Annotated in this window: 25 protein-coding genes and 1 pseudogene; 12 read left to right on the forward strand and 14 right to left on the reverse strand. The window is 68.5% G+C overall.

Annotated elements, in window-relative coordinates; translation table 11 throughout:
• Positions 1-126 (reverse strand): annotated as a pseudogene (locus CKO41_RS07090) (hypothetical protein); the annotation flags it as partial.
• 495 nt (positions 127-621) lie between these two features.
• Here CKO41_RS07090 and ppsR point away from each other — a divergent pair.
• A complete protein-coding gene (gene ppsR / locus CKO41_RS07095; RefSeq protein WP_200253038.1) occupies positions 622-2,043 on the forward strand; it encodes a transcriptional regulator PpsR in 1,422 nt (473 codons plus the stop codon).
• Between the two features lie 950 nt (positions 2,044-2,993).
• On the opposite strand, the gene ptsP is transcribed toward ppsR, so the two are convergent.
• The 12 genes from ptsP to CKO41_RS07155 all read right to left on the reverse strand — a co-directional run bounded on the left by ptsP (position 2,994) and on the right by CKO41_RS07155 (position 12,550).
• Positions 2,994-4,733, reverse strand: coding sequence for a phosphoenolpyruvate--protein phosphotransferase (ptsP, locus tag CKO41_RS07100; RefSeq protein ID WP_200253040.1), 1,740 nt, complete (start codon positions 4,731-4,733; stop codon positions 2,994-2,996).
• Positions 4,730-4,999 carry an HPr family phosphocarrier protein gene (locus tag CKO41_RS07105; RefSeq protein ID WP_200253042.1) on the reverse strand — a complete coding sequence of 90 codons (270 nt, stop codon included), beginning with the start codon at positions 4,997-4,999 and terminating at the stop codon, positions 4,730-4,732. The genes ptsP and CKO41_RS07105 overlap by 4 nt, the downstream gene beginning before the upstream one ends.
• Positions 4,996-5,412 (reverse strand): PTS sugar transporter subunit IIA, encoded by a 417-nt coding sequence (locus CKO41_RS07110; RefSeq protein WP_200381665.1) that lies wholly within the window; start codon positions 5,410-5,412, stop codon positions 4,996-4,998. Before CKO41_RS07110 ends, CKO41_RS07105 begins: the two co-directional genes overlap by 4 nt.
• Positions 5,409-6,266: an RNase adapter RapZ gene (gene rapZ, locus CKO41_RS07115; protein ID WP_200253046.1), complete on the reverse strand. Its 858-nt coding sequence runs from the start codon at positions 6,264-6,266 to the stop codon at positions 5,409-5,411. The genes CKO41_RS07110 and rapZ overlap by 4 nt, the downstream gene beginning before the upstream one ends.
• 193 nt (positions 6,267-6,459) lie before the next feature.
• On the reverse strand, positions 6,460-6,927 hold the full coding sequence (locus CKO41_RS07120; protein WP_200381666.1) for a PTS sugar transporter subunit IIA: 468 nt from the start codon (positions 6,925-6,927) through the stop codon (positions 6,460-6,462).
• 217 nt (positions 6,928-7,144) lie between these two features.
• The gene (hpf, locus tag CKO41_RS07125) at positions 7,145-7,480 is read right to left on the reverse strand and encodes a ribosome hibernation-promoting factor, HPF/YfiA family (protein WP_200253050.1); all 336 of its coding nucleotides are present in this window, start codon (positions 7,478-7,480) and stop codon (positions 7,145-7,147) included.
• Between the two features lie 29 nt (positions 7,481-7,509).
• Complete coding sequence (locus tag CKO41_RS07130; RefSeq protein ID WP_200381667.1) at positions 7,510-8,982, reverse strand: RNA polymerase factor sigma-54; 1,473 nt, start codon at positions 8,980-8,982, stop codon at positions 7,510-7,512.
• 109 nt (positions 8,983-9,091) lie between these two features.
• Complete coding sequence (lptB, locus tag CKO41_RS07135; RefSeq protein ID WP_200253054.1) at positions 9,092-9,817, reverse strand: LPS export ABC transporter ATP-binding protein; 726 nt, start codon at positions 9,815-9,817, stop codon at positions 9,092-9,094.
• Positions 9,814-10,341: a lipopolysaccharide transport periplasmic protein LptA gene (gene lptA, locus CKO41_RS07140; protein WP_200253056.1), complete on the reverse strand. Its 528-nt coding sequence runs from the start codon at positions 10,339-10,341 to the stop codon at positions 9,814-9,816. The genes lptB and lptA overlap by 4 nt, the downstream gene beginning before the upstream one ends.
• Before the next feature lie 2 nt (positions 10,342-10,343).
• Positions 10,344-10,925: an LPS export ABC transporter periplasmic protein LptC gene (gene lptC, locus CKO41_RS07145; RefSeq protein ID WP_200381668.1), complete on the reverse strand. Its 582-nt coding sequence runs from the start codon at positions 10,923-10,925 to the stop codon at positions 10,344-10,346.
• A 39-nt stretch (positions 10,926-10,964) separates the two neighbouring features.
• The gene (locus CKO41_RS07150) at positions 10,965-11,489 is read right to left on the reverse strand and encodes a KdsC family phosphatase (RefSeq protein WP_200253060.1); all 525 of its coding nucleotides are present in this window, start codon (positions 11,487-11,489) and stop codon (positions 10,965-10,967) included.
• Between the two features lie 32 nt (positions 11,490-11,521).
• The gene (locus CKO41_RS07155; protein ID WP_200253062.1) at positions 11,522-12,550 is read right to left on the reverse strand and encodes a KpsF/GutQ family sugar-phosphate isomerase; all 1,029 of its coding nucleotides are present in this window, start codon (positions 12,548-12,550) and stop codon (positions 11,522-11,524) included.
• An 823-nt stretch (positions 12,551-13,373) separates the two neighbouring features.
• Here CKO41_RS07155 and CKO41_RS07160 point away from each other — a divergent pair.
• The 11 genes from CKO41_RS07160 to CKO41_RS07210 all read left to right on the forward strand — a co-directional run bounded on the left by CKO41_RS07160 (position 13,374) and on the right by CKO41_RS07210 (position 21,577).
• On the forward strand, positions 13,374-14,228 hold the full coding sequence (locus CKO41_RS07160) for an ABC transporter ATP-binding protein (RefSeq protein ID WP_200252146.1): 855 nt from the start codon (positions 13,374-13,376) through the stop codon (positions 14,226-14,228).
• A 2-nt stretch (positions 14,229-14,230) separates the two neighbouring features.
• Positions 14,231-15,010, forward strand: coding sequence for a lipid asymmetry maintenance ABC transporter permease subunit MlaE (mlaE, locus tag CKO41_RS07165; RefSeq protein ID WP_200381669.1), 780 nt, complete (start codon positions 14,231-14,233; stop codon positions 15,008-15,010).
• A 3-nt stretch (positions 15,011-15,013) separates the two neighbouring features.
• A complete protein-coding gene (gene mlaD, locus CKO41_RS07170; RefSeq protein WP_200252152.1) occupies positions 15,014-15,490 on the forward strand; it encodes an outer membrane lipid asymmetry maintenance protein MlaD in 477 nt (158 codons plus the stop codon).
• Positions 15,487-16,092 (forward strand): MlaC/ttg2D family ABC transporter substrate-binding protein, encoded by a 606-nt coding sequence (locus CKO41_RS07175; protein WP_200252154.1) that lies wholly within the window; start codon positions 15,487-15,489, stop codon positions 16,090-16,092. The genes mlaD and CKO41_RS07175 overlap by 4 nt, the downstream gene beginning before the upstream one ends.
• On the forward strand, positions 16,089-16,406 hold the full coding sequence (locus tag CKO41_RS07180) for an STAS domain-containing protein (protein ID WP_200252156.1): 318 nt from the start codon (positions 16,089-16,091) through the stop codon (positions 16,404-16,406). Before CKO41_RS07175 ends, CKO41_RS07180 begins: the two co-directional genes overlap by 4 nt.
• A gap of 58 nt (positions 16,407-16,464) precedes the next feature.
• The gene (gene murA / locus CKO41_RS07185; protein ID WP_200381670.1) at positions 16,465-17,724 is read left to right on the forward strand and encodes a UDP-N-acetylglucosamine 1-carboxyvinyltransferase; all 1,260 of its coding nucleotides are present in this window, start codon (positions 16,465-16,467) and stop codon (positions 17,722-17,724) included.
• 13 nt (positions 17,725-17,737) lie between these two features.
• On the forward strand, positions 17,738-18,379 hold the full coding sequence (gene hisG, locus CKO41_RS07190; RefSeq protein ID WP_200252161.1) for an ATP phosphoribosyltransferase: 642 nt from the start codon (positions 17,738-17,740) through the stop codon (positions 18,377-18,379).
• 116 nt (positions 18,380-18,495) lie between these two features.
• On the forward strand, positions 18,496-19,815 hold the full coding sequence (gene hisD, locus CKO41_RS07195) for a histidinol dehydrogenase (protein ID WP_200381671.1): 1,320 nt from the start codon (positions 18,496-18,498) through the stop codon (positions 19,813-19,815).
• Positions 19,816-19,824: 9 nt separating this feature from the next.
• Positions 19,825-20,910 carry a histidinol-phosphate transaminase gene (hisC, locus tag CKO41_RS07200; protein WP_200381672.1) on the forward strand — a complete coding sequence of 362 codons (1,086 nt, stop codon included), beginning with the start codon at positions 19,825-19,827 and terminating at the stop codon, positions 20,908-20,910.
• 96 nt (positions 20,911-21,006) lie between these two features.
• Positions 21,007-21,102 (forward strand): 30S ribosomal protein THX, encoded by a 96-nt coding sequence (locus CKO41_RS07205; protein WP_200252167.1) that lies wholly within the window; start codon positions 21,007-21,009, stop codon positions 21,100-21,102.
• Between the two features lie 37 nt (positions 21,103-21,139).
• Entirely contained in the window at positions 21,140-21,577 is a 438-nt protein-coding gene (locus CKO41_RS07210; RefSeq protein WP_200381673.1) for a hypothetical protein, read from the forward strand.
• 982 nt (positions 21,578-22,559) lie between these two features.
• Here CKO41_RS07210 and CKO41_RS07215 read toward each other — a convergent pair.
• Positions 22,560-23,396 (reverse strand): metallophosphoesterase family protein, encoded by an 837-nt coding sequence (locus CKO41_RS07215; protein ID WP_200381674.1) that lies wholly within the window; start codon positions 23,394-23,396, stop codon positions 22,560-22,562.
• Positions 23,397-23,426 lie beyond the last annotated feature (30 nt).

The following is a 23,426-nucleotide window of genomic DNA, read 5'->3' on the forward strand; positions in this document are numbered from 1 at the left end:
GCGTCCGAAATGGGCCTTGGCTTCATAGAGCGTCTCGACTGTGATCGTCTCCAACCCCCGCTCGCGTGCATAGCGCTGCGTGTTGCGCCGCGCCTTGCCCCGGACGAAGAACGGGATCTTGCCGAGCCCCTCCGGGGAGGCGTGAGGCGGCAGGATCTTGTCGGCTCGTACGCATTGTGCTCGGCGACGCGGCACCGGGTGGTTCGACCAGGGCTCCCTCCGCCGGCGCGACCTGCCTTCGTGCCCGCCCCGCCGATCCGATATGGTTGTCCGGGCGAGGCGCCGGCGCACAATCCGCCCGGGCCCGAACGGCTTGTTAGTTAGGGAATCTAGACCCGTGGTCCAGATCTGTCAACCACGCTTAACGTAAATGGTACTTGACAACCCTGCGGGCAGGGTATCTAAACTTAACGTCAATTTCGAGCGCCGAGGCTGTATCGGCCCGGGGGGCCGGAAGCGGATCGGATGGGCGCGATGGCGGGAGTTGGTCCTCGGTCCGGCGGGCCATGGCCGGCTTCGGCGCGGGCCGGAGCTGAAGCTGAAGCTGATCGGGAGGGTTGTTGGGTGAGCCCCAGCGCACATCGGCAGGATGGTCGCCTCGAGTGACGGGGTGGCGGTTCCGTGAGCCACTTTAACGCGCCGGAGGATACGCTTGGCCAGATCGATGCCGGGGTGGCAGACTGCGTGATCGGGACCTTCTCGGACGTGGCGTTGGTGATCGACCCGCGCGGCGTGATCGTCGATCAGGCCTTCGGCAGCGAGGAGCTGGCGCGGGAGCTCGAAGGCGACTGGCGCGGCCTGAAGTGGTCGGAGACGGTGATGGCGGGCAGTCGGGCGGCGGTCGGTGAGCTGTTGCGCGACGTCGGGGCGCGGCGTGGCAACGTGAAGTGGCGCCAGGTCCTGCATCCGACTCGCCAGGGCGAGGCGATCCCGGTGCGCTATGCGGTCGTGCCGCTTGCCGGGTCCGATCGGGTGTTGGCGGTGGGCCGCGACCAACAGGCCGTGGCCGTGCTGCAGGAACAGCTGGCCGAGGCGCAGCAGGCGCTCGAGCGGGATTATTGGCGGCTGCGCCAGATGGAGACCCGCTATCGGCTGCTGTTTCAGACGGCCAGCGAGGCGGTGTTGATCGTCGAGGCCGGTACGCAAAAGGTGGTCGAGGCCAATCCGGCAGCGGTGCAGCTGCTCGGCGATCGCGGGCGGGTCGTGTTGGGGCAGATCTTCCCGTTCGGCTTCGATGAGCCGGGCACCCAGGCGGTGCAGGGGCTCCTCGCCGCGGTGCGTTCGGCCGGGCGGGCCGAGGAGATCCGAGCGCGTCTCGATGGTGGGGAGCGCGAATACCTGGTCTCCGCGGCGCTGTTGCGCCAGGAGAACGTGACGCTCTATCTGGTGCGTCTGGTCTCGGTCGGTGCGAGCGCGGTGGCGCCCCTGCCCGAGGCGACGCTGAAGCTGCTCAAGGTGATGGAGCTGGCGCCGGACGGCGTGGTGGTGACCGGCACCGACGGGCGGATCGTCAGCGCCAATGCCGCGTTCCTCGATCTCGTGCAATTGGCGAGCGAGGAGCAGGTGCGGGGTGAATCGCTGGACCGATGGCTCGGGCGGCCTGGCGTCGACATGAACGTGTTGCTTGCGAATCTCCGTCAGCATGGCACCGTGCGGTTGTTTGCAACGGTCTTGCGGGGGGAATATGGTTCGGGCACGGACGTCGAGGTATCGGCGGTCGCGGTGCGTAACGGCGAACGGCCGGGGTTCGGGTTCGTGATCCGCAATGTGCGGCGCCGCATCGTGGCGGAGACGCCGGCCGGGGGGCGGGAGCTACCGCGTTCGGTCGAGCAGCTTACCGAGTTGGTGGGGCGGGTGCCGCTGAAGGAGCTCGTGCGCGAGTCGACCGATCTGATCGAGCGGTTGTGCATCGAGGCGGCCCTCGACCTGACCGGCGACAATCGGGCCTCGGCGGCCGAACTGCTGGGGCTTAGCCGCCAGAGTCTCTATGTCAAGCTGCGCCGCTATGGCATCAGCGACTTGACCGCCGAGGAGGAAGGTTAGCGCTATTGCGAATTGATGGGGCAAGGTTGGAGAGTCGGTCCGTTTCACACTCCTCTTGGCTCTGTCATTGCCGAGGGGCAGCTCGGTTCCGTTTTTGCAATTGGTGATGTAAGTCGTTATGACTGCGGATGTAAATGCCATAATTCGGCTACCATCACCATTGATTTGGTGGTAACCTATCCGAGTAAGATTACGAGTATAAGGTTGCAGAGTGTTGCGCTTGGATAGGCCACCTGAAGAATTGTCGATCCGCTGATCCGATGAAGGGGCAACTCCCCGTCGGGCAGCGTGTCGCGAGATGCCCGCGTAGCGGCGCGGGTTTGGGGGGCTACAGGGCTTCCGTTGAACGGGGGCTTGGTGTAGCAATCGCTGTGTGTCAACTTTCGCTATGATATGGAGTAGAACATGAATCTACCGCCTCTCACTGAAGACCTGATGCTGAAGGCAATGCTGGGTGCATGGGGCCTGCTGTTCTTGGTGTTCTTCATCGTCCCGGGTTCCCCGAGCTACATCTAAGGTAGCTTAGCGTCCGGGCGCCGCGGATGCCGTCTTCCGTGGCGGGCCGGGGCCAGAGAATTCGAGAGTAAACTTTATTTGGTGGAGCAGAAGAGATGAATGAAACTACCGGCTTGATCGTGATGATGGCTTCCTGGGCGGCTCTCGCCTTCGTTTATTTCGTCAGCCCTGGCGTTATCCCCGCCTAAACTGTCTGTAGCCCTTACGGGTTACGCCGCCGTCTCCGGTTGTGGGCACAAAGCTGTCCACCGTAGCGGCGGGCTGACGGGTTATGTGCAGATGACCTCCTTCCAGCGATCCTGACTGGAAGGGGGTCATCCATGTTTTTGACGTCGGTGCCCACGGCGATGCCCAAGGTCGGGTAGGTGGTCCGTGGGGCAGGGCGCAGGCGGCGGATCGGGAAGCCGGCGCTCGGCGGCGGGATGTCGCGGCGGTCAGGCGTTCAGCGCGTCGATGAACCGGTTCGGGTCCACGTCGTCGAGGTGGGCGAAGAGGTCCTCGACCTGCCTCGCCAGTGAGGCGAGGTCGCTGCCGCGCACGATCTCCTTGATCTCCAGCAGAGAGCCCGGTTGCATGCTCAGGGCGCGCAGCCCCATCCCCAGCAGCAGGCGCGTGAAGCGCGGATCGCCTGCCATCTCCCCGCACATGCTCACTGGCCGCCGCTGACGGCGGCCGGCCTCGATCGTCTCGCGGATCAGGCGCAGGACCGCCGGGTGGGCCGGGTCGTAGAGGTAACCGACGGCGTCGTCGACCCGATCGATCGCGAGCGTGTATTGGATCAGGTCGTTCGTGCCGATCGATAGGAAGTCGAGTCGCTGCGCCAACCGCGAGGCGGTCAACGCGGCCGCCGGCACCTCGATCATCCCGCCCACCGGCATCGCCGCGTCGAACGCCAGCCCTTCGGCCCTCAGCTCCTCCTTGATGTCGGCGATGAGCTCGCAGATGGTCTCCACCTCGTTCAGCGAGGTGATCATCGGGAGCATCAGGCGCACCGGACCGAGGGCCGCGGTGCGCAGGATCGCGCGCAGCTGGGGGCGGAAGAGGCTCGGCTCCTTGAGGCAGAGACGAATGGCGCGCAGGCCAAGGGCCGGGTTGCAGCCGGGTTCTAGGGCGCTGGCCGCGCTCACGTGCTTGTCGGTGCCGAGATCGATGGTGCGGATCGTGATCGGGATGCCGTCGAGCCCGCGGACGATCTCGCTGTAGGTGGCGAAGTGTTCGTCCTCGTCGGGCAGGTCCGCCCGATTCATGTACAGGAATTCGGTGCGGTAGAGCCCGATGCCCCGTGCCCCGTAGGTGCGTGCAGCGACGACGTCCTCGGGTAGCTCGAGGTTGGCGAGCAACTCGATCTCGGTACCGTCGGCGGTGACAGCCGGCTTGTCGATGAGTTGCCGCAGACGATTACGGCGTCGCCCGAGCGCCCGCAAGCGTCTGCGATAGTGAGCGATGGTCGCTGCGTCGGCCTCGGCGATCACGGTCCCGGTCTCGCCGTCGACGACGAGGATCTCGTCGGTAAGCAGGTGCGCGGTCGCCCGGTGCACGCCCATGACGGCCGGTATGTTCAAGCTCCGCGCGAGGATGGCCATGTGCGACATCGGACCGCCATACTCGCTGACATAGGCGGCCGCGCCGCGGTAGTGCAGGGCGATGACGTCGGCGGGCGTGAAGTCGCGGGCCACGACGATGCGTCCCTGCATGTCGGTAGCCAAGGCCTGGGGCAGCCTGTTCGGGCGTCCGCAGAGGAAGCCCTGGATGCGCAGCACGACCTGATCCACGTCCTCGCCGCGGGCGCGCAGGTAGGGGTCGTCCATGCGTTCGAAGGTCTCGATGAGCCGGTCGCGCTGGACCTGCAAGGCCCACTCGGCGCTATAGAGCCGCTCGCGGATCAGTTGCCGGCTGGTCTCGACGAGGGTGACGTCCTCGAGCATCAGCAGATGCGCGTCGATGAGTTCCTCGATCTCGTTGGCGACCGCGCCGGGGATCTGCCGGCGGATCTCGCGCAGCGAGTCGCTGGCCGCATCGACGGCCGCCGCGAGCCGCTCGAGCTCGGCGTCGATCGCCTCGGGCGCGATGCTGCGGCAGACGATCGAGGCTTGGCCGCGCTCGATGACCAGGGCCTTGCCGATCGCGATTGCGAGCGACGTGGCGACGCCTTGGCCCACGAGCGCCAGCGTCATTCGGTCTCTCCGAAGCGCTCGCCGATCAGGACCTCGATCGCGGCCATTGCGGCAGCCTCGTCGTCGCCGCTGACCTCTACGTGGATGCGGCTGCCCTGACTGGCCGCCAGCATCATGACCCCCATGATGCTCTTGCCGTTGACCTTGCGCCCGTCCTTGCCGATCTGGACTTGGCTCGCGAAGCGGCTGGTGCAGGTGACCAGCTTGGCGGCAGCGCGGGCGTGCAGCCCGAGCTTGTTGATGATCTCGACCTCCTTGGCGATCATGGCGCGGTGCCCTCTTCGGGGTTGATTCGCGGGCAGAGGACCACGCCGTCCTGCGCGCCGCTCAGCGCCTTGGCGGCCAGTTCGTCGAGCGGCAGCGAGGCGTAGTTGAAGACCCGTACCAGCATCGGCAGGTTCACCCCGCTCAGCACGCGAACGCGGTGCTTGGCCCCCAACGCGTTGGCGATGTTGCATGGGGTCGAGCCGAACAGGTCGGTCAGGACCAGCAAGCCCTCGCCGTCATCGAGGTCGGCCGCGAGCGACTCGGCGGCGGCGATCATCCGGTCGCGATCGTCGAGCGGGCCGATGGCCAGCGCCCGGGCGCGCAGCGGGCAGCCACCGAGCATCGTCGTCGCGGCGCGCAGCAACTCAGCGCCGATCCCGTAGGGCGTGACCAGCAATATCCCCGCGCTCATGGGAGTTCCCGGTGGCGAACCATGACCTTGTGTCCCCTGTGTTCGAAGTGGCGGCGCAGCCAGTCGACGACGTAGACGGAACGGTGCTGTCCACCCGTGCAACCGACCGCGATGGTGAGGTAGCTGCGCCCGTCGGTCTCGAATTGCGGCACCCAGCGGTCGAGGAACGAGACGATGTCATCACGCATCCGGATCGCCTCCTGGCGCCCTTCGAGGAAGCCGGCGACGGCCGGATCGAGGCCGGTCAGTTCCCGCAGCGTCGGCTCCCAATGGGGGTTGGGTAGGCAGCGGACGTCGAAGACGAAGTCGACATCATGCGGCACGCCATTCTTGAAGCCGAAGGATTGCAACAGGATCGAGGCGCGCGGCGAGGATTCGCCGCCGACCTGCTCCCGGACCAGGTCGCGCAGTTCGTGCACGTTCGTGTGTGTCGTGTCGATCTGGAGGGTGGCGACCTTCAGGATCGGCTCGAGGAACCGGCGTTCCAGATCGATCGCCTCGCTGAGCGGTAGGCTGGCGCTGGTCAGCGGGTGCTTGCGGCGTGTCTCGCTGAAGCGCTTGATCAGGGTGTCGGTTTGGGCGTCGAGGAAGGCGACGCGGCACTCGACCCCGAGGGCCCGGGCTCGGGCGATGATGTCGGCGAGTCTGTGCAGGTCCTCGGGCTTGTTCCGTGCATCGATGCCGACGGCCGTGCGGGCGTAGATCGGTTCGCGTGAGCGGCCGATCGTGACGGCGAGTTCGGCGAGCAGGAACAGGGGCAGATTGTCGATGCAGTAGTAGCCGACATCCTCCAGCGTATGGAGGGCGACGCTCTTGCCGGACCCGGAAAGGCCGCTGATGATGATCAATTGCATCGCGATTCACCTGCCACGCTGCGCGTGGGTACACTGGGAGGCGACGTGCCACGGCCCGCGGGGGCTGTGCGCGGCGATCCGGCTGCGCCGATCGGTTCGGGGATGCCGTCGTGCCAAGGTCATAGCGTGGCCATCGGTGGCGAGCCGCAGGGGCGGCGCGCGTGGCTCCGTGTTCGGTAGCCGCAGGCCGGCGTTAGGCGTCGCCCGGCGGCACTGGGTCGTCGAGCAGCGCCAGGATCTCATCGGGCGAGGTGGCGCCACGCAATTGGGCGCGCAGGACCGGGTCGCTGAACTTGCCGGCCAGGTACGACAGGAGCTTGAGGTGCATCTCGTTGGCCGCCTCGGGCACCAGCAGCGCGAAGGCGAGGTCGACGCGGGCGCCGTCGATGGCGTCGTAGTCGATCCCGCTCGTCAACTGCGCGAAGGCCCCGATCGGCTCCTTGATCTCCGGCATCCGCGCGTGCGGCAGCGCGATGCCGTGGCCCAGTCCGGTGCTGCCGAGTCGCTCGCGTTCGACCAGGCGCTCGAAGACGGTCTCGGGCGATAGGATCGAGCTGGCGCTCGCCAATAACTCGCCGAGGGTCTCGAGGAGCCGCTTCTTGCTTGTCACCTCGACACGGCAGGCGATGCGACGACCGACGATGAGTTCAGGAGGGAGCATCGATATCGTGGAATCCTCGGACACGAGAAAAACGGTGGGCGAGGATTTTCGCACATTCGGGCACCGTGATGCGCGGCGATCGCGCACACCGAGGCCTCTGGGGCACGCGAGACCGAGAGGCGTGGCTGGACGACGTCTGTTCGGGACCGCGATCGGGGGCGGGCGCCTCGGTCGGCCAGCGCGCGCCCGGCCCCGTGCCGGGGGCGCGCGCCGGGCGCTACTCCTCGGTCGGGGCGACCTCTTCGAGCCCCTTGTGCCCGTTGCCGCGGTGGTTCGTCTTCTTCTCCTTGTGCTTGATCATTTGCCGATCCAGCTTGTCGATCAGGCCATCGATGGCGGCATACATGTCCTCGTGAACGGACTCGGCGAAGAGGTTCCCGCCATTGACGTAGAGGGTCGCCTCGGCGCGCTGGCGCAGCTTCTCCACGCTCAACACGACGTGCGCGTTTGTGACGTGGTCGAAGTGCCGCTCGAGGCGCTCGAACTTGCTGTCGACATAGGCCTTCAGCGCGTCGGTGACGTCGACATGATGGCCCGTCAGATTGATCTGCATAAGATTGCTCCTGGTTTTCACGGCGCCTGTCAGGCCAGGCGCTTTCGTTCGTTCGAGGGGGGGATGCTCAGGGCCTCGCGATACTTGGCGACGGTCCGTCTGGCGACATTGATCCCCTGTTCCGACAGCAGCTTGGCGATCTTGTTGTCGCTGAGCGGCTTGTTGGCCGCCTCGGTGGCGACCAGCTTGCGGATGAGGGCACGGATGGCGGTCGAGGAGCACTCGCCGCCGGAGGCCGTGCTGACATGGCTGGAAAAGAAGAATTTGAGCTCGAATGTGCCGCGCGGCGTGTGCATGTATTTCTGCGTGGTCACGCGCGAGATCGTCGACTCGTGTAGCTCGAGCGCCTCGGCTACGTCGCGCAGGACCATCGGCTTCATCGCCACCTCCCCGTGTTCCAGGAAATCCCGTTGCAACTCGACGATCTTGGTGGCGACCCGCAGCACAGTCTCGTTGCGGCTGGCCAGACTCTTGATGAACCAGCGTGCCTCTTGGAGGTGGCTCTTGAGGCGCGTGTTGTCGGCGCTCTGGTCGGCGCGGCGGATGAGCTTCGCGTAATCGGCATTGACCCTCAACTTGGGTGTGAGATCCGGGTTCAGCTCGACGAGCCAGGCGCCATCGCGCTTGCGCACGATGACGTCGGGGATAACGTACTCCGGTTGGATTTCTGCGATCAAGGCCCCGGGGCGCGGTTGTAGGGTACGGATGAGGGCGACGACCTGGGCCATCCCGGCGGCGTCGAGGCCGACGGCGTTGGCGATACCGCCCAGATCGTGGCGCGAGAGGGCGCGAAAGTGATCGCGACAGGTGGCGATCGCTGCATCGCGGAACGCGACCTCCTGCGGCAGTTGGCGCAATTGCAGCAGCAGGCATTCTTGAAGGTCGCGTGCCGCGATACCGGGCGGGTCGAAGGATTGAATGCGGTGGATGACCGCCTCGACCTCGCTCGGCTCGAGCTCCGGGTCGTCGAGGGCGTCGAGCAGCTCCGCGATATCGGCCGTCAGATACCCGTCCGGGTTGATCGCGTCGATGATGGCCGTCGCGATGATCTGCTCGCGCTCGTTGAAGCGGGCCAGATTGAGCTGCCAATCGAGATGGTCGTGGAGGCTCTGCGGGCGGCTGCGCTGGGTGAAGAGGTCGAGTTCGTCGTCACCGCTGTGGCCAGCGCTCGGGAGGTAGCCGTCGTAGACGTCGCCCCAATCGGTATCGACGGGCAACTCCTCGGGCATCTCGACGCGTTCGGCGTTGATCTCCCGATCGCTCTCGGCGGTCGTCGTCGCCGGAGCCTCCGGCTCCGTTCTGCCCAACTCCCCGGCTAGCTCTTCGCGGCCGTCCGCGCGCTCGGTCTCTTCGGCCTCCTCGAGCATGAAGTTCGAATCCAGGACCTCCTGGATCTCGCGCTGCAGTTCCAGCGTCGAGAGCTGGAGCAGCTTGATGGCGTGCTGCAGCTGCGGCGTGATCGTGAGGTGCTGGCCGAGTCGCAGTTGGATGGACTGCTTCATGTCTCCCGTTGCCCGAATCTGGTATGCAATTTGAAGCGCGGTTCCATTCTAGCCCAAACGGGGGCGGACCATGTCATGCCCGCGTGCCGCGTCGCTCGTCATCGGCCGGTCACATCGAGAAGTGTTCGCCGAGATAGACGGCCCGCACCTCGGCATTCTGAAGCAGGGCCTGGGGCGTGCCTTCGGCGATGACCAGGCCGTCGCTGATGATGTAGGCGCGGTCGCAGATATCGAGGGTCTCGCGCACGTTGTGATCGGTGATCAAGACCCCGATGCCGCGCTCGCGCAGGTGCGAGACGATCTGTTTGATGTCGCCGACGGCGATCGGGTCGACGCCGGCGAACGGCTCGTCGAGCAGCATCACGCGCGGGTCCACGGCCAGCGCTCGGGCGATCTCCAGGCGGCGCCGCTCGCCCCCCGAGAGGCTCATCGCCAGGGAGTCGGCGATGTGGGCGATGCCCAGTTCCTCGAGGAGTTCCTGGCTGCGGCCGTTGCGTGCATCGCGGTCCAGGTCGGCGCGCGTCTCGAGGATCGCGAGGATGTTCTCTTTTGCGCTGAGCTTGCGGAAGATCGATGGTTCCTGGGCCAGGTAGCTCAGCCCGCGCCGGGCACGGGCGTGCATCGGCAGCAACGTGATGTCCTGGCCGTCGAGGGTGATGCGCCCGGCGTTCGCCGCGATCAGCCCGACGATCAGATAGAAGCAGGTCGTTTTGCCCGCCCCGTTCGGGCCGAGCAGGCCGACGACCTCGCCGGTTGCGACTTCGATGCTCACGCCCTTGAGGACCTGGCGCTGACGATACTGTTTGGTCAGTTCTCGCGCTTGGAGGATGGTCATTTCGCGTCCGGGATGATCGTGATCCTGACCCGCCCCGAGCCGGCCGCACTGGCCCCCGCCTTGACCTGGGCCTGGCTCCGGTCGTAGACGATGCGGTCGCTGCTGAAGCGGTCGTCGCCCTGGATCAGCTCGGCCCGCCCGATCAGCGTGATCTCGTCCTTGGCCACGTCGTATTCCATGCGCAGCGCGTTCGCGCGGTGCTCTTGCGCGTCGCCGGTAGGCCGTTGGCGGTACCTGACCGGCTCGCCCCAGGCCGTGACGTGCTCCGGGCGCCGGGTCGCGTCGTGCGCGACGAGGACCCGGTCGGCCTCGATGCGCATCCCGCCCTGGACGACGATGACGTTGCCCAGATAGAGGCTCGTCGATTGCTGCTCGTCGAGCTCGACGCTGTCCGCCTCGATCTGGATCGGTTGGTCCTGGTCGGCCGGCGGCTCGGCGGCGGGCGCGGCGGCGGCGAGCGCCAGCAGCAGCGCGGCGATGAGCCGAGGCGTGCGGTGCGGGTGCGGGGTGGGCAAGCGAGCCATGATCACTCCGGTGGGTCGTCGACGATGTTGAATTGGGCGCGCGTGCGTCCTTGGAGCTCGATCCGCAGCGGCTCGCCGAGCCAGGCGCGCAGCCCCACCGAGCGGACCCAGTCGGCGCCACTGGTCAGGCGCACCGGCAGGTCGGTCTCGGCATATTCCTCGCGCGGGCGCAACTGCAAGGCCTCGGTCTCGATCCGCACCGCGTGCTGGTCGGCGTCCGCCCGGCGGTCGATGACGACGTTGCCGCGCAGGCGCAGCTCCCGGCCGTCCTGCGAGACCCAGCCCGTATCCGCCGTCGCCTGCCATGGCGGTCCCCCTTCCGTGTAGAGGGTCAGGCTCGGCCTGTCGAGTTCGCTGCTGCCGTCGTCGGCGTAGTGGCGCAGGGTCTCGGCCTCGAGGCGGCGGCGCACCTGGCCGTCGACGCCCATCTCGGTGGCCGCGATCCCCTCGGCGACATAGTCGGGACGCCGCTCGCGGGCGATCGGCGGCGATTCCTCGGGCGGCAGCAGGTCGTGCCACCACCAAGCGGCGCCGCCGAGGGTCGCGAGGACGAGGGCCAGCAGGGCCTGTCGGGGGGTGATCATCGGCCGCGTCCAGGGCGTGCGCCGGCGGCGCGGTGGCGCTCAGCCACAGGCCGCCGCGAGGGTGCCCTGGGCCTCCATGATGAGGTCGCAGACCTCCCGCGCGGCGCCGCGGCCGCCGGGGGAGGGGGTCTGCCAATGGGCCTCGCGGGCGACCAGTGGATGGGCGTCGGCCGGGGCGATCGCGAAGCCGACCTGGCGCAGGATCGGCAGGTCGACGACATCATCGCCGACGCAGGCGATCGCCTGGTCCGGGAGGTCCAGTTGGCGCTTGAGTTGCGCGTAGACCGGTGCCTTGGCCTGACAGCCCTGGTGGACGTGGGCGATGCCGAGCCCGGCCATGCGCGCGCGTACCGCCTCGCAATGTCGCCCGGTGACGATGGCCACCTGCACGCCGGTGCGTTGCAGCATGACGAGGCCGTGGCCGTCGCGGGAGTGGAAGGCCTTGTACTCTCGGCCGTCGGCGTCGAAATACAGGCGCCCGTCGGTCAGTACGCCGTCGACGTCGAAGACGACGAGGCGAATCGCCCGGGCGCGTGTCAGGGTGTCTGTCGCAATGGTGTCCATGTTGTCCCCGCGGCACTCCCGTGCGTCTCGCCTCAGACGACGCCGGCCCGCAGCATGTCGTGCATGTTGAGCGCGCCGACCAGGCGGCGCCCCTCGTCGACGACCAGAAGGCCGTTGATCTTGCGCTCCTCCATCAGGTGCAGGGCGGCGGCCGCGAGCGTGTCGCTGCGCACGGTTACGCAGCCGGCGGTCATGACCGCGTCGATCGGCGTCGTGTGGATGTCGATGGCCCGATCGAGCGTGCGGCGCAGGTCCCCGTCGGTGTAGACGCCGAGGACGCGGCCCATCTCGTCGACGACGGCGCTCATGCCCAGGCCCTTGCGGCTCATCTCGACCAGCGTGTCCTTGAGCAGGGTGCCGTGACGGACCATCGGGATCTCGTCGCCCTGGTGCATGATGTCGGCCACGTGCAGCAACAGCCGCCGACCCAGGCTTCCGGCCGGGTGCGAGCGGGCGAAATCCTCGGCGGTGAAGCCGCGGCTCTCGAGCAGGGCGACCGCCAGCGCGTCGCCCATCGCCAGGGCGCAGGTGGTACTGGCCGTCGGCGCGAGGCCGAGCGGGCAGGCCTCCTTGGCGACGCCGACATCGATGAAGACGTCGGCGGCCCGCGCCAGCGTCGAACGCGGGTTGCCGCCCAGGCAGATCAGTGGCGCGCCGAGTCGCTTGATGATCGGCAGAATGGTCAGCATCTCGGGCGTCTCGCCCGAGTTCGACAGGATCAGCGCGACATCCTTCGCCGTGATCATGCCGAGGTCGCCGTGGCTCGCCTCGCCGGGGTGGACGAAGAAGGCCGGCGTGCCCGTGCTCGCCAGCGTCGCGGCGATCTTACCGCCGATGTGACCGGATTTGCCCATCCCGAGCACGACGATCCGCCCCTCGCAGGCGAGCATGTGGTCGCAGGCGCGCACGAAGCCTTCATCGATGCGGGCGATGAGTGCGCGCACGGCGTCGGCCTCGGTGCGCAGGACCGCCTCGCCGAGGCGGCGTAGGCGTGTCGCGTCGAGGCGCGCGGCCGCCCCGGCCGAGCGCGCCGGACCCGCCGGCGACGGCGCGGCGCTCATCGGCTGGCCCCGCGGCGGCCGGGGTTCTCGTGCTGGGTCGGTCTCATGGCTCCAAGGGTGTCTCCACGGCGAAGGTCGCGCGCGTCCGTGCGCCGGACAGGCGGCCCGACATCCGCGGCAGGGTGGCGAGCCGCCCGCCGGTCGCGGCGCCCGCCGGCCTGGCGGCATTGTTTCAGAGGTCCGTTGAGCGAGCAACAGAGGCGGCCAAGCCGGGGTTCGCCCGGGTCGCGGCAGATCCGTGCCGCGTCATGTGCCTGGGCCGCCCGAGCCCAGGTCGCGCAATGGGTCGCCAGTCGCCTGCCCCCGGACCGAGCCGCGCCCGGACGACATTCGGCCCCCCGCTGGGGCGTTCACCCGTCGCTGAAGGGTAAGAGGTGACCGATGACGCTACAAGCTGGAGCCTGGAGTCCGTAGGTCGGGTTAGCCCCCCGCGGGGGCGTAACCCGACGGCCGACACCGTGGCGCCCTCCGAGGCCCCTGTCGGGTTACGGCGCGCGCAATCCTTTATTTTACTCGGGCCGCCGTGCCAGCGCGCCTAACCCGACGGCCGACACCGTGGCGCCTTCCGAGGCCCCTGTCGGGTTACGGCGCGCGCAATCCTTTGTTTTACCCGCACCGCCGTGCCAGCGCGCCTAACCCGACCTACGGGCTGACGGCTGACGGCTGGCGGCTGCAAAGGACCTGCCGTGCCGGCTCGGTCGCACCGCTTGACCGCGGTTGCCTGCCCTGCCAGACTCCACGGTCTTTTACCCGGTCTTGTCTTGATGTGCCCAGTGACATGCGAGTCGCGCTGCGTCCGCTTGCGTCGCGTCGGAGGTCGGCGATGGCCGAGGGTCTGACGGGGCGGGGCGCGTCCCCGGTCGGCGCGAGCGTCCCCCCAGGCGAGCCGCTGGTGCGCATTCGCGGGTTGCGTTTCGCCCACGGCGAGCGCCTCCTCTTCGATGGGGTCGATCTCGATATCCCGCGCGGTGGCGTCACCGCCGTGATGGGACCGAGCGGCACCGGCAAGACGACGCTCCTCAAGCTGATCAGCGGTCAGCTGCGACCTGCCTCCGGTACCATCGAGGTGGACGGGCAGGATGTCCATCGGCTCGGCCGCGCTGCCCTCTATCGCCTGCGCATGCGCATGGGCATGCTGTTTCAGAGCGGGGCATTGCTGACCGATCTGAGCGTCTTCGACAATGTCGCCTATCCGCTGCGCGAGCACACCCGGCTGCCCGAGGCGATGATCCGCAAGCTCGTGCTGATGAAGCTCGAGGCGGTCGGGCTGCGCGGCGTCCAGGCCCAGCTGCCGGCGACCCTCTCCGGCGGCATGGCGCGGCGGGTCGCGCTGGCCCGGGCCGTGGCGCTGGATCCGGACATGATCCTCTACGACGAGCCCTTCACCGGGCAGGATCCGATCTCGATGGGCGTGCTGGTCTCGCTCATCCGGCACCTCAACGACGCGAGCGGGCTGACCAGTATCGTCGTCTCCCATGACGTGTCGGAGACCCTGAGCATCGCCGATTACGCCTACATCATCGCCGACGGGCGGGTCATGGAGGCCGGGACGGCGGCCGAGGTCCGCGCGAGCCGCTCGGAGTGGGTCCGCCAGTTCCTCGACGGCCTGCCCGACGGGCCGGCCCATTTTCACGCGCCGGCCCCCGACCTGATGCGCGACCTGCTGGGCGAGGCCTGACGATGCTGGATCCACTGGCGCGCTTGGGGCGTTCCGGCATCGCCGCGCTGGCCCGGCTCGGCGAGGCCCATCTGCTGCTGGTCGGGCTGCTCGGCGGGACCTGGGATACCTTGGTGCGTCCGCGGTTGCTGATCGCCCAGGTCTACGGCATCGGGGTCCTGTCGACGCTGATCGTCGTCGTCTCGGGCCTCTTCGTCGGCATGGTGCTCGGCCTCCAAGGCTACTATGTCCTGTCGCAGTTCGGCGCCGCGGAGAGCCTCGGCATCATGGTCGCCGCGTCGCTGGTACGCGAGCTCGGCCCCGTGGTCACGGCGCTGCTCGTCGCCGGGCGGGCCGGCTCGGCGCTCGCCGCCGAGATCGGCCTGATGAAGGCGACCGAGCAGCTCTCGGCCCTGGAGATGATGGCGGTGGATCCGATCAAGCGCATCCTGACGCCGCGCTTCTACGGCGGGCTGCTGGCGATGCCGCTGCTCGCGGCCATGTTCAGCGCGGTCGGGGTGCTCGGCGGCTACTTCATCGGCGTCGGCCTGCTCGGCCTCGATGGCGGGGCCTACTGGAGCCAGATGCAGGCGAAGATCGACTTCAGCGACGACATCGTCAACGGTGTCATCAAGAGCGTCGTCTTCGGCCTGGTCGTGACCTGGATCGCGCTCTTCCAGGGCTATGCCGCGACCCCGACGGCCGAGGGCGTGAGCCGCGCCACGACGCGGACCGTCGTCCACTCGGCGCTGGCGGTCCTGGGGCTCGACTTCGTCTTGACCGCACTGATGTTTGGGGAGTGATTCATGGCGCGCACGCGCACGATCGAGATCCTGGTCGGTGCCTTCATGGCGGCCGGCTTCGTCGCCCTGTTCTTCCTCGCGATGCAGGCGAGCAACCTGAGCTCCGCCCCGGCCGGCGACGGCTATCGTCTGACGGCGCGGTTCGACAATGTCGGTAGCCTCAAGGTCCGTGCCCCGGTCAGCATGGCCGGCGTGCGCGTCGGGCGCGTCGAGGGCATCGCCTTCGACGGGTCGACCTACGAGGCGGTCGTGACCATGGTCATCGATCCGCAATACGACACCATCCCCGATGACACGTTCGCGAACATCTATACCTCCGGGCTGCTCGGCGAGCAGTACATCGGCCTCGATGCCGGTGGCAGCCCGGACTATCTGGGCGACGGGGATCAGCTGATCCACACCCAATCGGCCCTGGTGTTGGAGCAGATGATCGGTCAGTTTCTGTTCAGCAAGGCCCAGGAGGGCGCGCAACCGCAATGAAGAGGGTCATACTGTTACTGGCCACGCTGTTTCTGGCCTCGGGTGTCGCCCACGCGGCGTCGCCCGGTTCGGCCACCGCGCTGGTGAAGGATACCAGCGAACGGATGCTGGAGGTCCTGGAGGCGCGTCGCGGCGAGATCGAGGAGAGCCCGCAGCGCATCTATCGGTACGTCGAGACCATCGTCCTGCCGCACTTCGACTTCGAGCGGATCACCCGCAGCGCCGTCGGGCGCCACTGGCAGCAGGCGAGCGCTGGCCAGCGCCAGGCGCTGACCGAAGGGTTCCGCCAGGTCCTGGTGCGCACCTACGCCCGCGCCCTGCTCGGCTACTCGGGGCAGACGATCCACTATCTGCCCGAGAAGGCCCTGGCCGCCGACCGGGTGACCGTCGCGACCGAGGTGCGCAATCCGGGCGGCACGACCATCCGCATCGACTATCGCCTCTACTCCGCCGGCGGGCGATGGAAGGTCTACGACGTCGTCGTCGACAACGTCAGCCTGGTCGCCAACTACCGCGGCTCCTTCAGCAGCCTCATCCGCAGCGATGGCCTCGACGGCCTCATCGCCCGGCTCGATGAGATGAATGTCGCGGGGGCGCAGTGAGCGATGTCGACCTGGTGCGCGTCGCGCCGGGGGTCTTCCGGCTCGATGGCGATCTGGACTTCGCGAGCGTCGTCGGGCTGATCGCGTTGCCGGCGGCGCTCCTCGCCGAGGCGACCGACGACCCCGTCATCGACCTCGGTGGCGTGGGGCGCGCCAACAGCGCCGGTCTCGCGCTGCTGCTCGAATGGCTCGGCCAGGCGCGCGCCCGCGGGCGCGCGCTGCGTTTCGCCAATCCCCCCGACTCGCTGCTGCGCCTCGCCGGGCTCAGCAATCTCGATCACCTCCTCGGGGCGCCCACCGCGACGCCGGCTTGAGGCCTCGCGCCGCCGCGCCCGTCGCGTCCCCGTCCCCTACCGTTGGTTACCCTCTGCTGTGGATAAGTTACTGATTGTCGGTGGGGCCTCGCTCGACGGCGAGGTCCGCATCGCCGGTGCCAAGAATGCCGCCCTGCCGATCCTGGCCGCGACCCTGCTGGCCGATGGCCCGGTCACGCTCGCCAACGTCCCGCATCTGAAGGACATCACGACGACGATGGAGCTGCTCGGGCGCATGGGCGTGCGCCTGACCGTCGACGAGGGGACGCGGATCCAGATCGATCCATCCCCGATCCATGCCTTCACCGCGCCCTACGAGCTCGTCAAGACGATGCGCGCCTCGATCTTGGTGCTCGGGCCGCTGCTCGCGCGCCATGGCCACGCCGAGGTCTCGTTGCCCGGGGGCTGCGCGATCGGCGCGCGCCCGGTCAATCTGCACATCGCCGGTCTGCGCGCGATGGGGGCCGAGATCCAGGTCGAGGGCGGCTACATCCGCGCCCGCGCCGGGCGGCTGCGCGGGGCGCGCCTGGTCATGGAGATGGTCACGGTCACCGGCACCGAGAACCTGATGATGGCCGCCACGCTGGCCGCCGGCGAGACCCTGATCGAGAACGCCGCGCGTGAGCCCGAGGTCGTCGACCTCGCCGACTTCCTCAACGCGATGGGGGCGCGGATCGAGGGCGCCGGGACCGATACCATCTACATCCAGGGTGTCGAGCGGCTGGTCGGCACCGACTACCGGGTCATGGCCGATCGCATCGAGACCGGCACCTTCCTGGTCGCGGCGGCGATGACGCGCGGGCGCGTGCGGCTGCGCAACACCCGCCCGGACCTGCTCGAGGCGGTCCTCGGCAAGCTGCGCGAGGCTGGCGCCCAGATCGAGACCGGTGCCGACTGGATCGCCCTCGACATGGCCGGGCGCCGACCGCAGGCCGTCGACGTGCGCACCGCCCCCTATCCGGCCTTCCCGACCGACATGCAGGCCCAGTTCTGCGCCCTCAACTGCATCGCCGAGGGGGTCGGCACCGTCACCGAGACCATCTTCGAGAACCGCTTCATGCACGTCTCGGAGCTCCAGCGGCTCGGCGCCGACATCCGCATCGAGGGCAATCTCGCCGTCTGCCATGGCATGGAGCGCCTGACCGGCGCCCCCGTGATGGCCACGGACCTGCGCGCCTCGGCCGGTCTGGTGCTGGCCGGCCTGGTCGCCGAGGGCGAGACCCTGGTCGACCGCATCTACCATATCGATCGCGGCTATGACAACATTGAAGAGAAGCTGTCCGTTCTGGGGGCAAGCATCCGCCGCGTCTCCGCGTGAGGAGCCATCGCCAGTGCACATCGACGCGCCGCTGACCATCGCGCTGCCCAAGGGGCGCATCTTCGACGACACCCTGCCGCTGCTCGCCCGCACCGGGATCGAGCCGCTCGACGACCCGCAGACCAGCCGCAAGCTGATCCTCGAGACCAACCGTCCGCAGGTGAAGCTGGTGCTGATCCGCGCGAGCGACGTGCCGACCTACGTCCAGTACGGGGCCGCCGACCTCGGCGTGGTCGGCAAGGACGTGCTGATGGAGCACGGCGGTGAGGGCCTCTACGAACCGCTCGATCTGGGCATCGCGCGTTGCCGGCTGATGGTCGCCGGGATCCCGGGGGCCGGCCTCGGCCCGGGCCGTCTGCGCATCGCCACCAAGTTCGTGCACAGCGCCGAGCGCCATTTCGCCGCCCAGGGCAAGCAGGTCGAGATCATCAAACTCTACGGCTCGATGGAGTTGGCCCCGCTGGTCGGTCTCTCCGACCTCATCGTCGACCTGGTCGAGAGCGGCAACACCCTGAAGGCCAACGGCCTGGTGCCCCTCGAGCACATCGCCGACATCAGCGCCCGGCTGGTCATCAACAAGGCGTCGTGGAAGACCAAGCACGCCTCGGTGACGGCCCTCCTCGAGGCCCTGCGCGGGGCCGTGGCCGCCGCCTGAACCCCGGCGCTCGGCACCGACGCCGGTTGGTCCCGTCGCGCCGGGCGATTACCATTGGCCCATTCAGCAGATCGATCGCGCCGTGCCGCGAGGCGTGGGGCGAGGGAGTAGCAACCGTGGCAGAGATCAGGCGACTTTCCACCGAGGAGGCGGACTTCGACCGGCGCCTCGAGGCCTTGCTGGCCTGGGAGTCGGTCTCCAATCAGCAGGTCCAGGACACCGTCAACACCATCCTCGCGGCGGTCCAAGAGCGCGGCGATCAGGCCCTGCTCGACTACACGGCCCGCTTCGACGGCTGGGAGCCGGAGCAGCCGGGCGACCTGGAGATCCCGCGGGCGCGCCTCGAGCAGGCCTGGCAAGGGATCCCGGCCGAGCAGCGCGACGCCCTGGCCGTAGCCGCCGAGCGCATCCGCGCCTACGCCGAGCACCAGAGGCTCGAGAGCTGGCACTACGAGGAGGCCGACGGGACGCTCCTCGGCCAGCAGGTCACGCCACTCGATCGGGTCGGTCTCTACGTCCCCGGCGGCAAGGCCGCCTATCCCTCGTCGGTGCTGATGAATGCGATCCCGGCCAAGGTCGCCGGCGTCGCCGAACTCGTGATGGTCGTGCCGACGCCCGGCGGCGACCTCAACGAGCTGGTCCTGGCCGCGGCCCACGTCGCCGGGGTCGACCGCGCCTTCGCCGTCGGCGGTGCTCAGGCGGTCGCGGCCCTGGCCTACGGCACGGCCACGGTCCCGGCCGTCGACAAGATCGTCGGTCCCGGCAACATCTTCGTCGCGACGGCCAAGCGGGCCGTCTTCGGCCGGGTCGGCATCGACATGATCGCCGGCCCCTCGGAGATCCTGATCCTCTGCGACGGCGAGACGGATCCGGACTGGATCGCGATGGACCTCTTCTCGCAGGCCGAGCACGACGAGGATGCCCAGTCGATCCTCGTCGCCTGGGCCCCGGCCTTCCTCGATCGCGTCGCGGCCAGCATCGATCGGCTGTTGCCGACGATGGAGCGCCAGGGCGTCATCGCCACGGCGCTGCGCGAGCGCGGCGCGCTGATCCTGGCGCGCGACCTCGACGAGGCCGTCGGCCTGGCCAACCGCATCGCCCCGGAGCACCTGGAGCTCTCGCTCGCCGACCCGCAGCCGGTCGCCGCGCGTATCCGCCACGCCGGGGCGATCTTCATGGGCCGCCACACGGCCGAGGCGATCGGCGACTACTGCGCCGGCCCGAACCACGTCCTGCCGACCTCGGGCACGGCCCGCTTCTCCTCGCCGCTCGGGGTCTACGACTTCCAGAAGCGCTCTAGCCTGATCATGGCCTCGCCGGGCGGCGCCGCGACGTTGGGCCGTGCCGCCTCGCTGCTCGCCCGCGGCGAGGGCCTCACGGCCCATGCCCGCTCGGCCGAATACCGGGTGGCGGGCGACGACGGCGCGGCGCCGTAGGAGGAGATCATGTCCGATCTGATCGAGCGCTGGATCCGCCCCGAGATCCGCGCGATCTCCGCCTACCATGTCCCGAAGGCCGCCGGGCTCATCAAGCTCGATGCGATGGAAAACCCCTATCCGTGGCCCGAGGCGGCGCGTGCCGAATGGCTGGAGGTGCTGCGTCGCGCCGAGGTCAATCTCTATCCCGACCCGCGCGGCACGGAGCTCCAGGCGGACCTTCGCGCGGCGATGGGGATCCCGCCCGAGATGGGGCTGCTGCTCGGCAACGGCTCCGACGAGCTGATCCAGATGCTCGCGCTGGCGGTCGCCGCCCCGGGGCGGACGATTCTGGCCATGGAGCCGGGCTTCGTCATGTACCGGATGATCGGGCGGTTGGCCGGCATGGACTACGTCGGCGTGCCGCTGCGCGCCGCCGACTTCTCGCTCGACCTGCCGGCGGTACTCGAGGCGATCGAGGCGACGGCCCCGGCCCTGGTCTTCATCGCCTACCCGAACAACCCGACCGGCAACCTCTTCGCGCCCGAGGCGATCGAACGGATCATCGCCGCGGCCCCGGGGCTCGTCATCGTCGACGAGGCCTACGCCCCCTTCACCGACGCGAGCTTCATGCCGCGTCTCGGCGAGTGGCCGAACCTGCTCGTGATGCGCACCGTCTCGAAGATGGGCCTGGCTGGACTGCGCCTTGGCTACCTCGCCGGCCCGCCGGCCCTGCTCGCCGAGATCGACAAGGTGCGGCTGCCCTACAACGTGAACGTCCTGACGCAGGTGAGCGCCGCGCTGGCGATGCGCCACCGCGCCCTGTTCGATGAACAGTGCCGGGCGATCCGCGCCGAACGGGCGAGCCTGATGGCCGCGTTGACGGCCATGGAGGGCGTGCAGCCCTTCGCGAGCGAGGCCAACTTCATCCTGATCCGCCTGCCCGAGGGGCGCGCGGCCCAGGTCTTCGCGGCCATCGGGGCGCGCGGCATCCTGGTCAAGAATCTCGACGGCGCCCACCCGCAGCTCGCCGACTGCCTGCGGGTGACGGTCGGCCGCCCGGAGGAGAACCGGGCCTTCCTCGCGGCCCTGGCCGCGGCGTTGGCGGAGGCCTGAGCCCTGACGCGACCGCCGGCACTGGGTACGGCGCTCCTTGCGTCGCGCACCCGGCGCCCCGATTTCGACCGCGATGAGTGAACAGGAGGTCTTTCGATGGCAAAAGGTGACAAGCGAACCCGTCGCGGCAAGATCAACAATGGCAGCTACGGCAAGACCCGACCGCACAAGGGCGGCGGCAAGAAGGGCTGATGGGGTGTCGACCCGCCGTCTGCCGAGGCAAGGACCGATGAATGCGAAACCCCGCCCATGGCCCCTGCGTGGCGCGGCCCTCGCCGTCGCCCTGTTCGCGGCCGGCTGTGCCAGCAGCGCCCAGCGTCCGGTCCTGTATCCGAACGACCACTACGACAGGGTCGGGGCCGGCGTCGCGCAACAGGACATCGACGACTGCATGGGACAGGCGCAGGCCTTCGGCGCCGACGCCGGCCGCGGCCAGGCGGTCGCCGGCAGCACCCTGACCGGGGCGCTGATCGGCGGGGCCACGGCCGGGGCCTGGGGGGCGGTACGCGGCGATGCCGCCGAACGCGCCCTGGCCGGCGCGGCGGCCGGCGGCGCCGGCGGCCTGACCCGCGGTGCGCTCAATGCCGGCCGGCCCTCCTCGACCTTCCGCAACTTCGTCCAGCGCTGCCTCGGCGAGCGCGGCTACGACGTGATCGGCTGGCGCTGAGGATAGGGCCTAGTGCAAGACGGCGGAATTCCCGAGACTGCGCGTCGCTGCCTGCAACCCCCGCGTGGCGCGTGGCAGGAGCCCGCTTGCGGGCGATCTTTGCCGCCGCGTGCGAGCTGCTCGCTCGCAAGCGGGCTCCTACGGTGCTCGGATTCCTAGGATGACATGAAAGCGCGGCCTCGGTATTTCTGAGGCGAGACACTAGGCGGGTCTGTCCCTGAGGTATCCCCACAAATCGGCCTCGACGGCGAGTCGGTACGCACTGGGAGCGCCGGCTCTCAGCCGGCTTCGCGCGCGGGGGCTCGATGACCCCGGCGCGCGACCTTCGGCGCTGGAGCCAGGAGATCACCCATAAGCGACAACTCAAAAACAAGCGGCGCATTTTCTTCAAACTACGAAACACGCGAAACACGCGAAACACGCGAAAAGGCGGAATATACGCGGGATCATCTGCCGTGTTTCGCGACTTTCGTGCATTTCGTAGGTTCTTGTCTTCCGCGTGCTTGTGTCGGTTGTTTCTGCATCGTTCCTATGCGCCGCTGGATGCCCGCTGCGCACGTGCCCTTCTACCGGCCCAGACGTCGCCGACGCGGCATCGAGCCGCGACGGCGACGAGCCGGCTGGAAAGCCGGCGCTCCCAGTGAGCCGCGCGACGGCGAGATGGCTCGGATCGCGAGGGCCGGCTGCCGTCGCTAAGTCGTAACTTCTCAATAAGTCATGGCAACCATGAAAACAATGACTTGAAGGTGCTGGCGACTGCGTCCGTGCGCCTCGCCGCTCCTCATTCGCGGTCGATCCTGACTACAAGTCATTGATTCTTCGTCTGCGCTCTCGCTCGACGTGAGACTAGGAGCGCGATTTCTGACTTGCAAGCCATTGATTCTAAATCCGCCACGGGTTATTGAGAAGTTACGCTAAGTCGACCTAAGCCACTGCGGTTTAGGCCTTTTATCCGTGGATACCTCAGGGTCGGTCCTCGGTGTCAGCGGATCCCGTCGAGGAACTCGGTCACCGACGCCTCCAGCCCGATCTCCCCCGCCAACACCGCGTCCTGATAGCGCCTGATCCAGTGCGGCATCAGGACTCGTGCCTCCTGCCACTCGACCAACAGGATCCGCGCCAGCGGTCCGCCCTCGGCAAGGAAGCCCGAGTCGTGGAAGTCCCGCTCGGCGCGCGCGCGATCGTAGGCGAGCCGGCGGATCTCGGTCCGCCAACGCCCGCCGTGCAGTTCGAGACGTCCGTAACTGGCCCGCGTGTCGCCGTCGAACGGCGAGCCGACCGAGCCGACGTTGAGGATCTGCATCGCGCCGTACCGGCGCACCAGCGGCTTGTGGGTGTGGGCGCCGACGAAGAGGGCGGTGTCCCGGGGCAGCCGCTCGGCCAGCGCCTCGTCCGGGAGGCTCGCGGAGATCCCGTCGCGATGGCCGAGCAACGAGCCGTGGGTGATGTGGACCCAACTCGCGTCGTCGCCGCCGTCGAAACAGAGGTGATCGGGCCACCAATCGAAGGCGTGCTGGAGGTCGGCGACTTGGCGGTGGGTGAAGTCGGCGAAGGCGCGCATCTCGGCGGCCACCGGCGATGGCGGGGCCTCGCGTCCGCAGCGCAGGACCCAGACCTCGTGATTGCCATTGATCGGCAGCCAGCCATGGGCGCGGCGCAGTTCCTCGAAGCGCTCGAGGCAGGCGCGGCTGCAAGGGCCGCGGTTGAGCAGATCGCCGGCCATCACGACCAGGTCGGGACGCCAGGCGAGGATGTCGTCCGCGGCGACTTCGAGCGCCGGCAGATTGGCTTGAACGTCGGAAAAGACAGCAACCTTCATCGTGTCGTCTGCGTCGTTGGCGAATCGGTG

Origin of the sequence: Thiococcus pfennigii (assembly GCF_016583835.1) — a bacterium.
GTDB lineage: Bacteria > Pseudomonadota > Gammaproteobacteria > Chromatiales > Chromatiaceae > Thiococcus > Thiococcus pfennigii.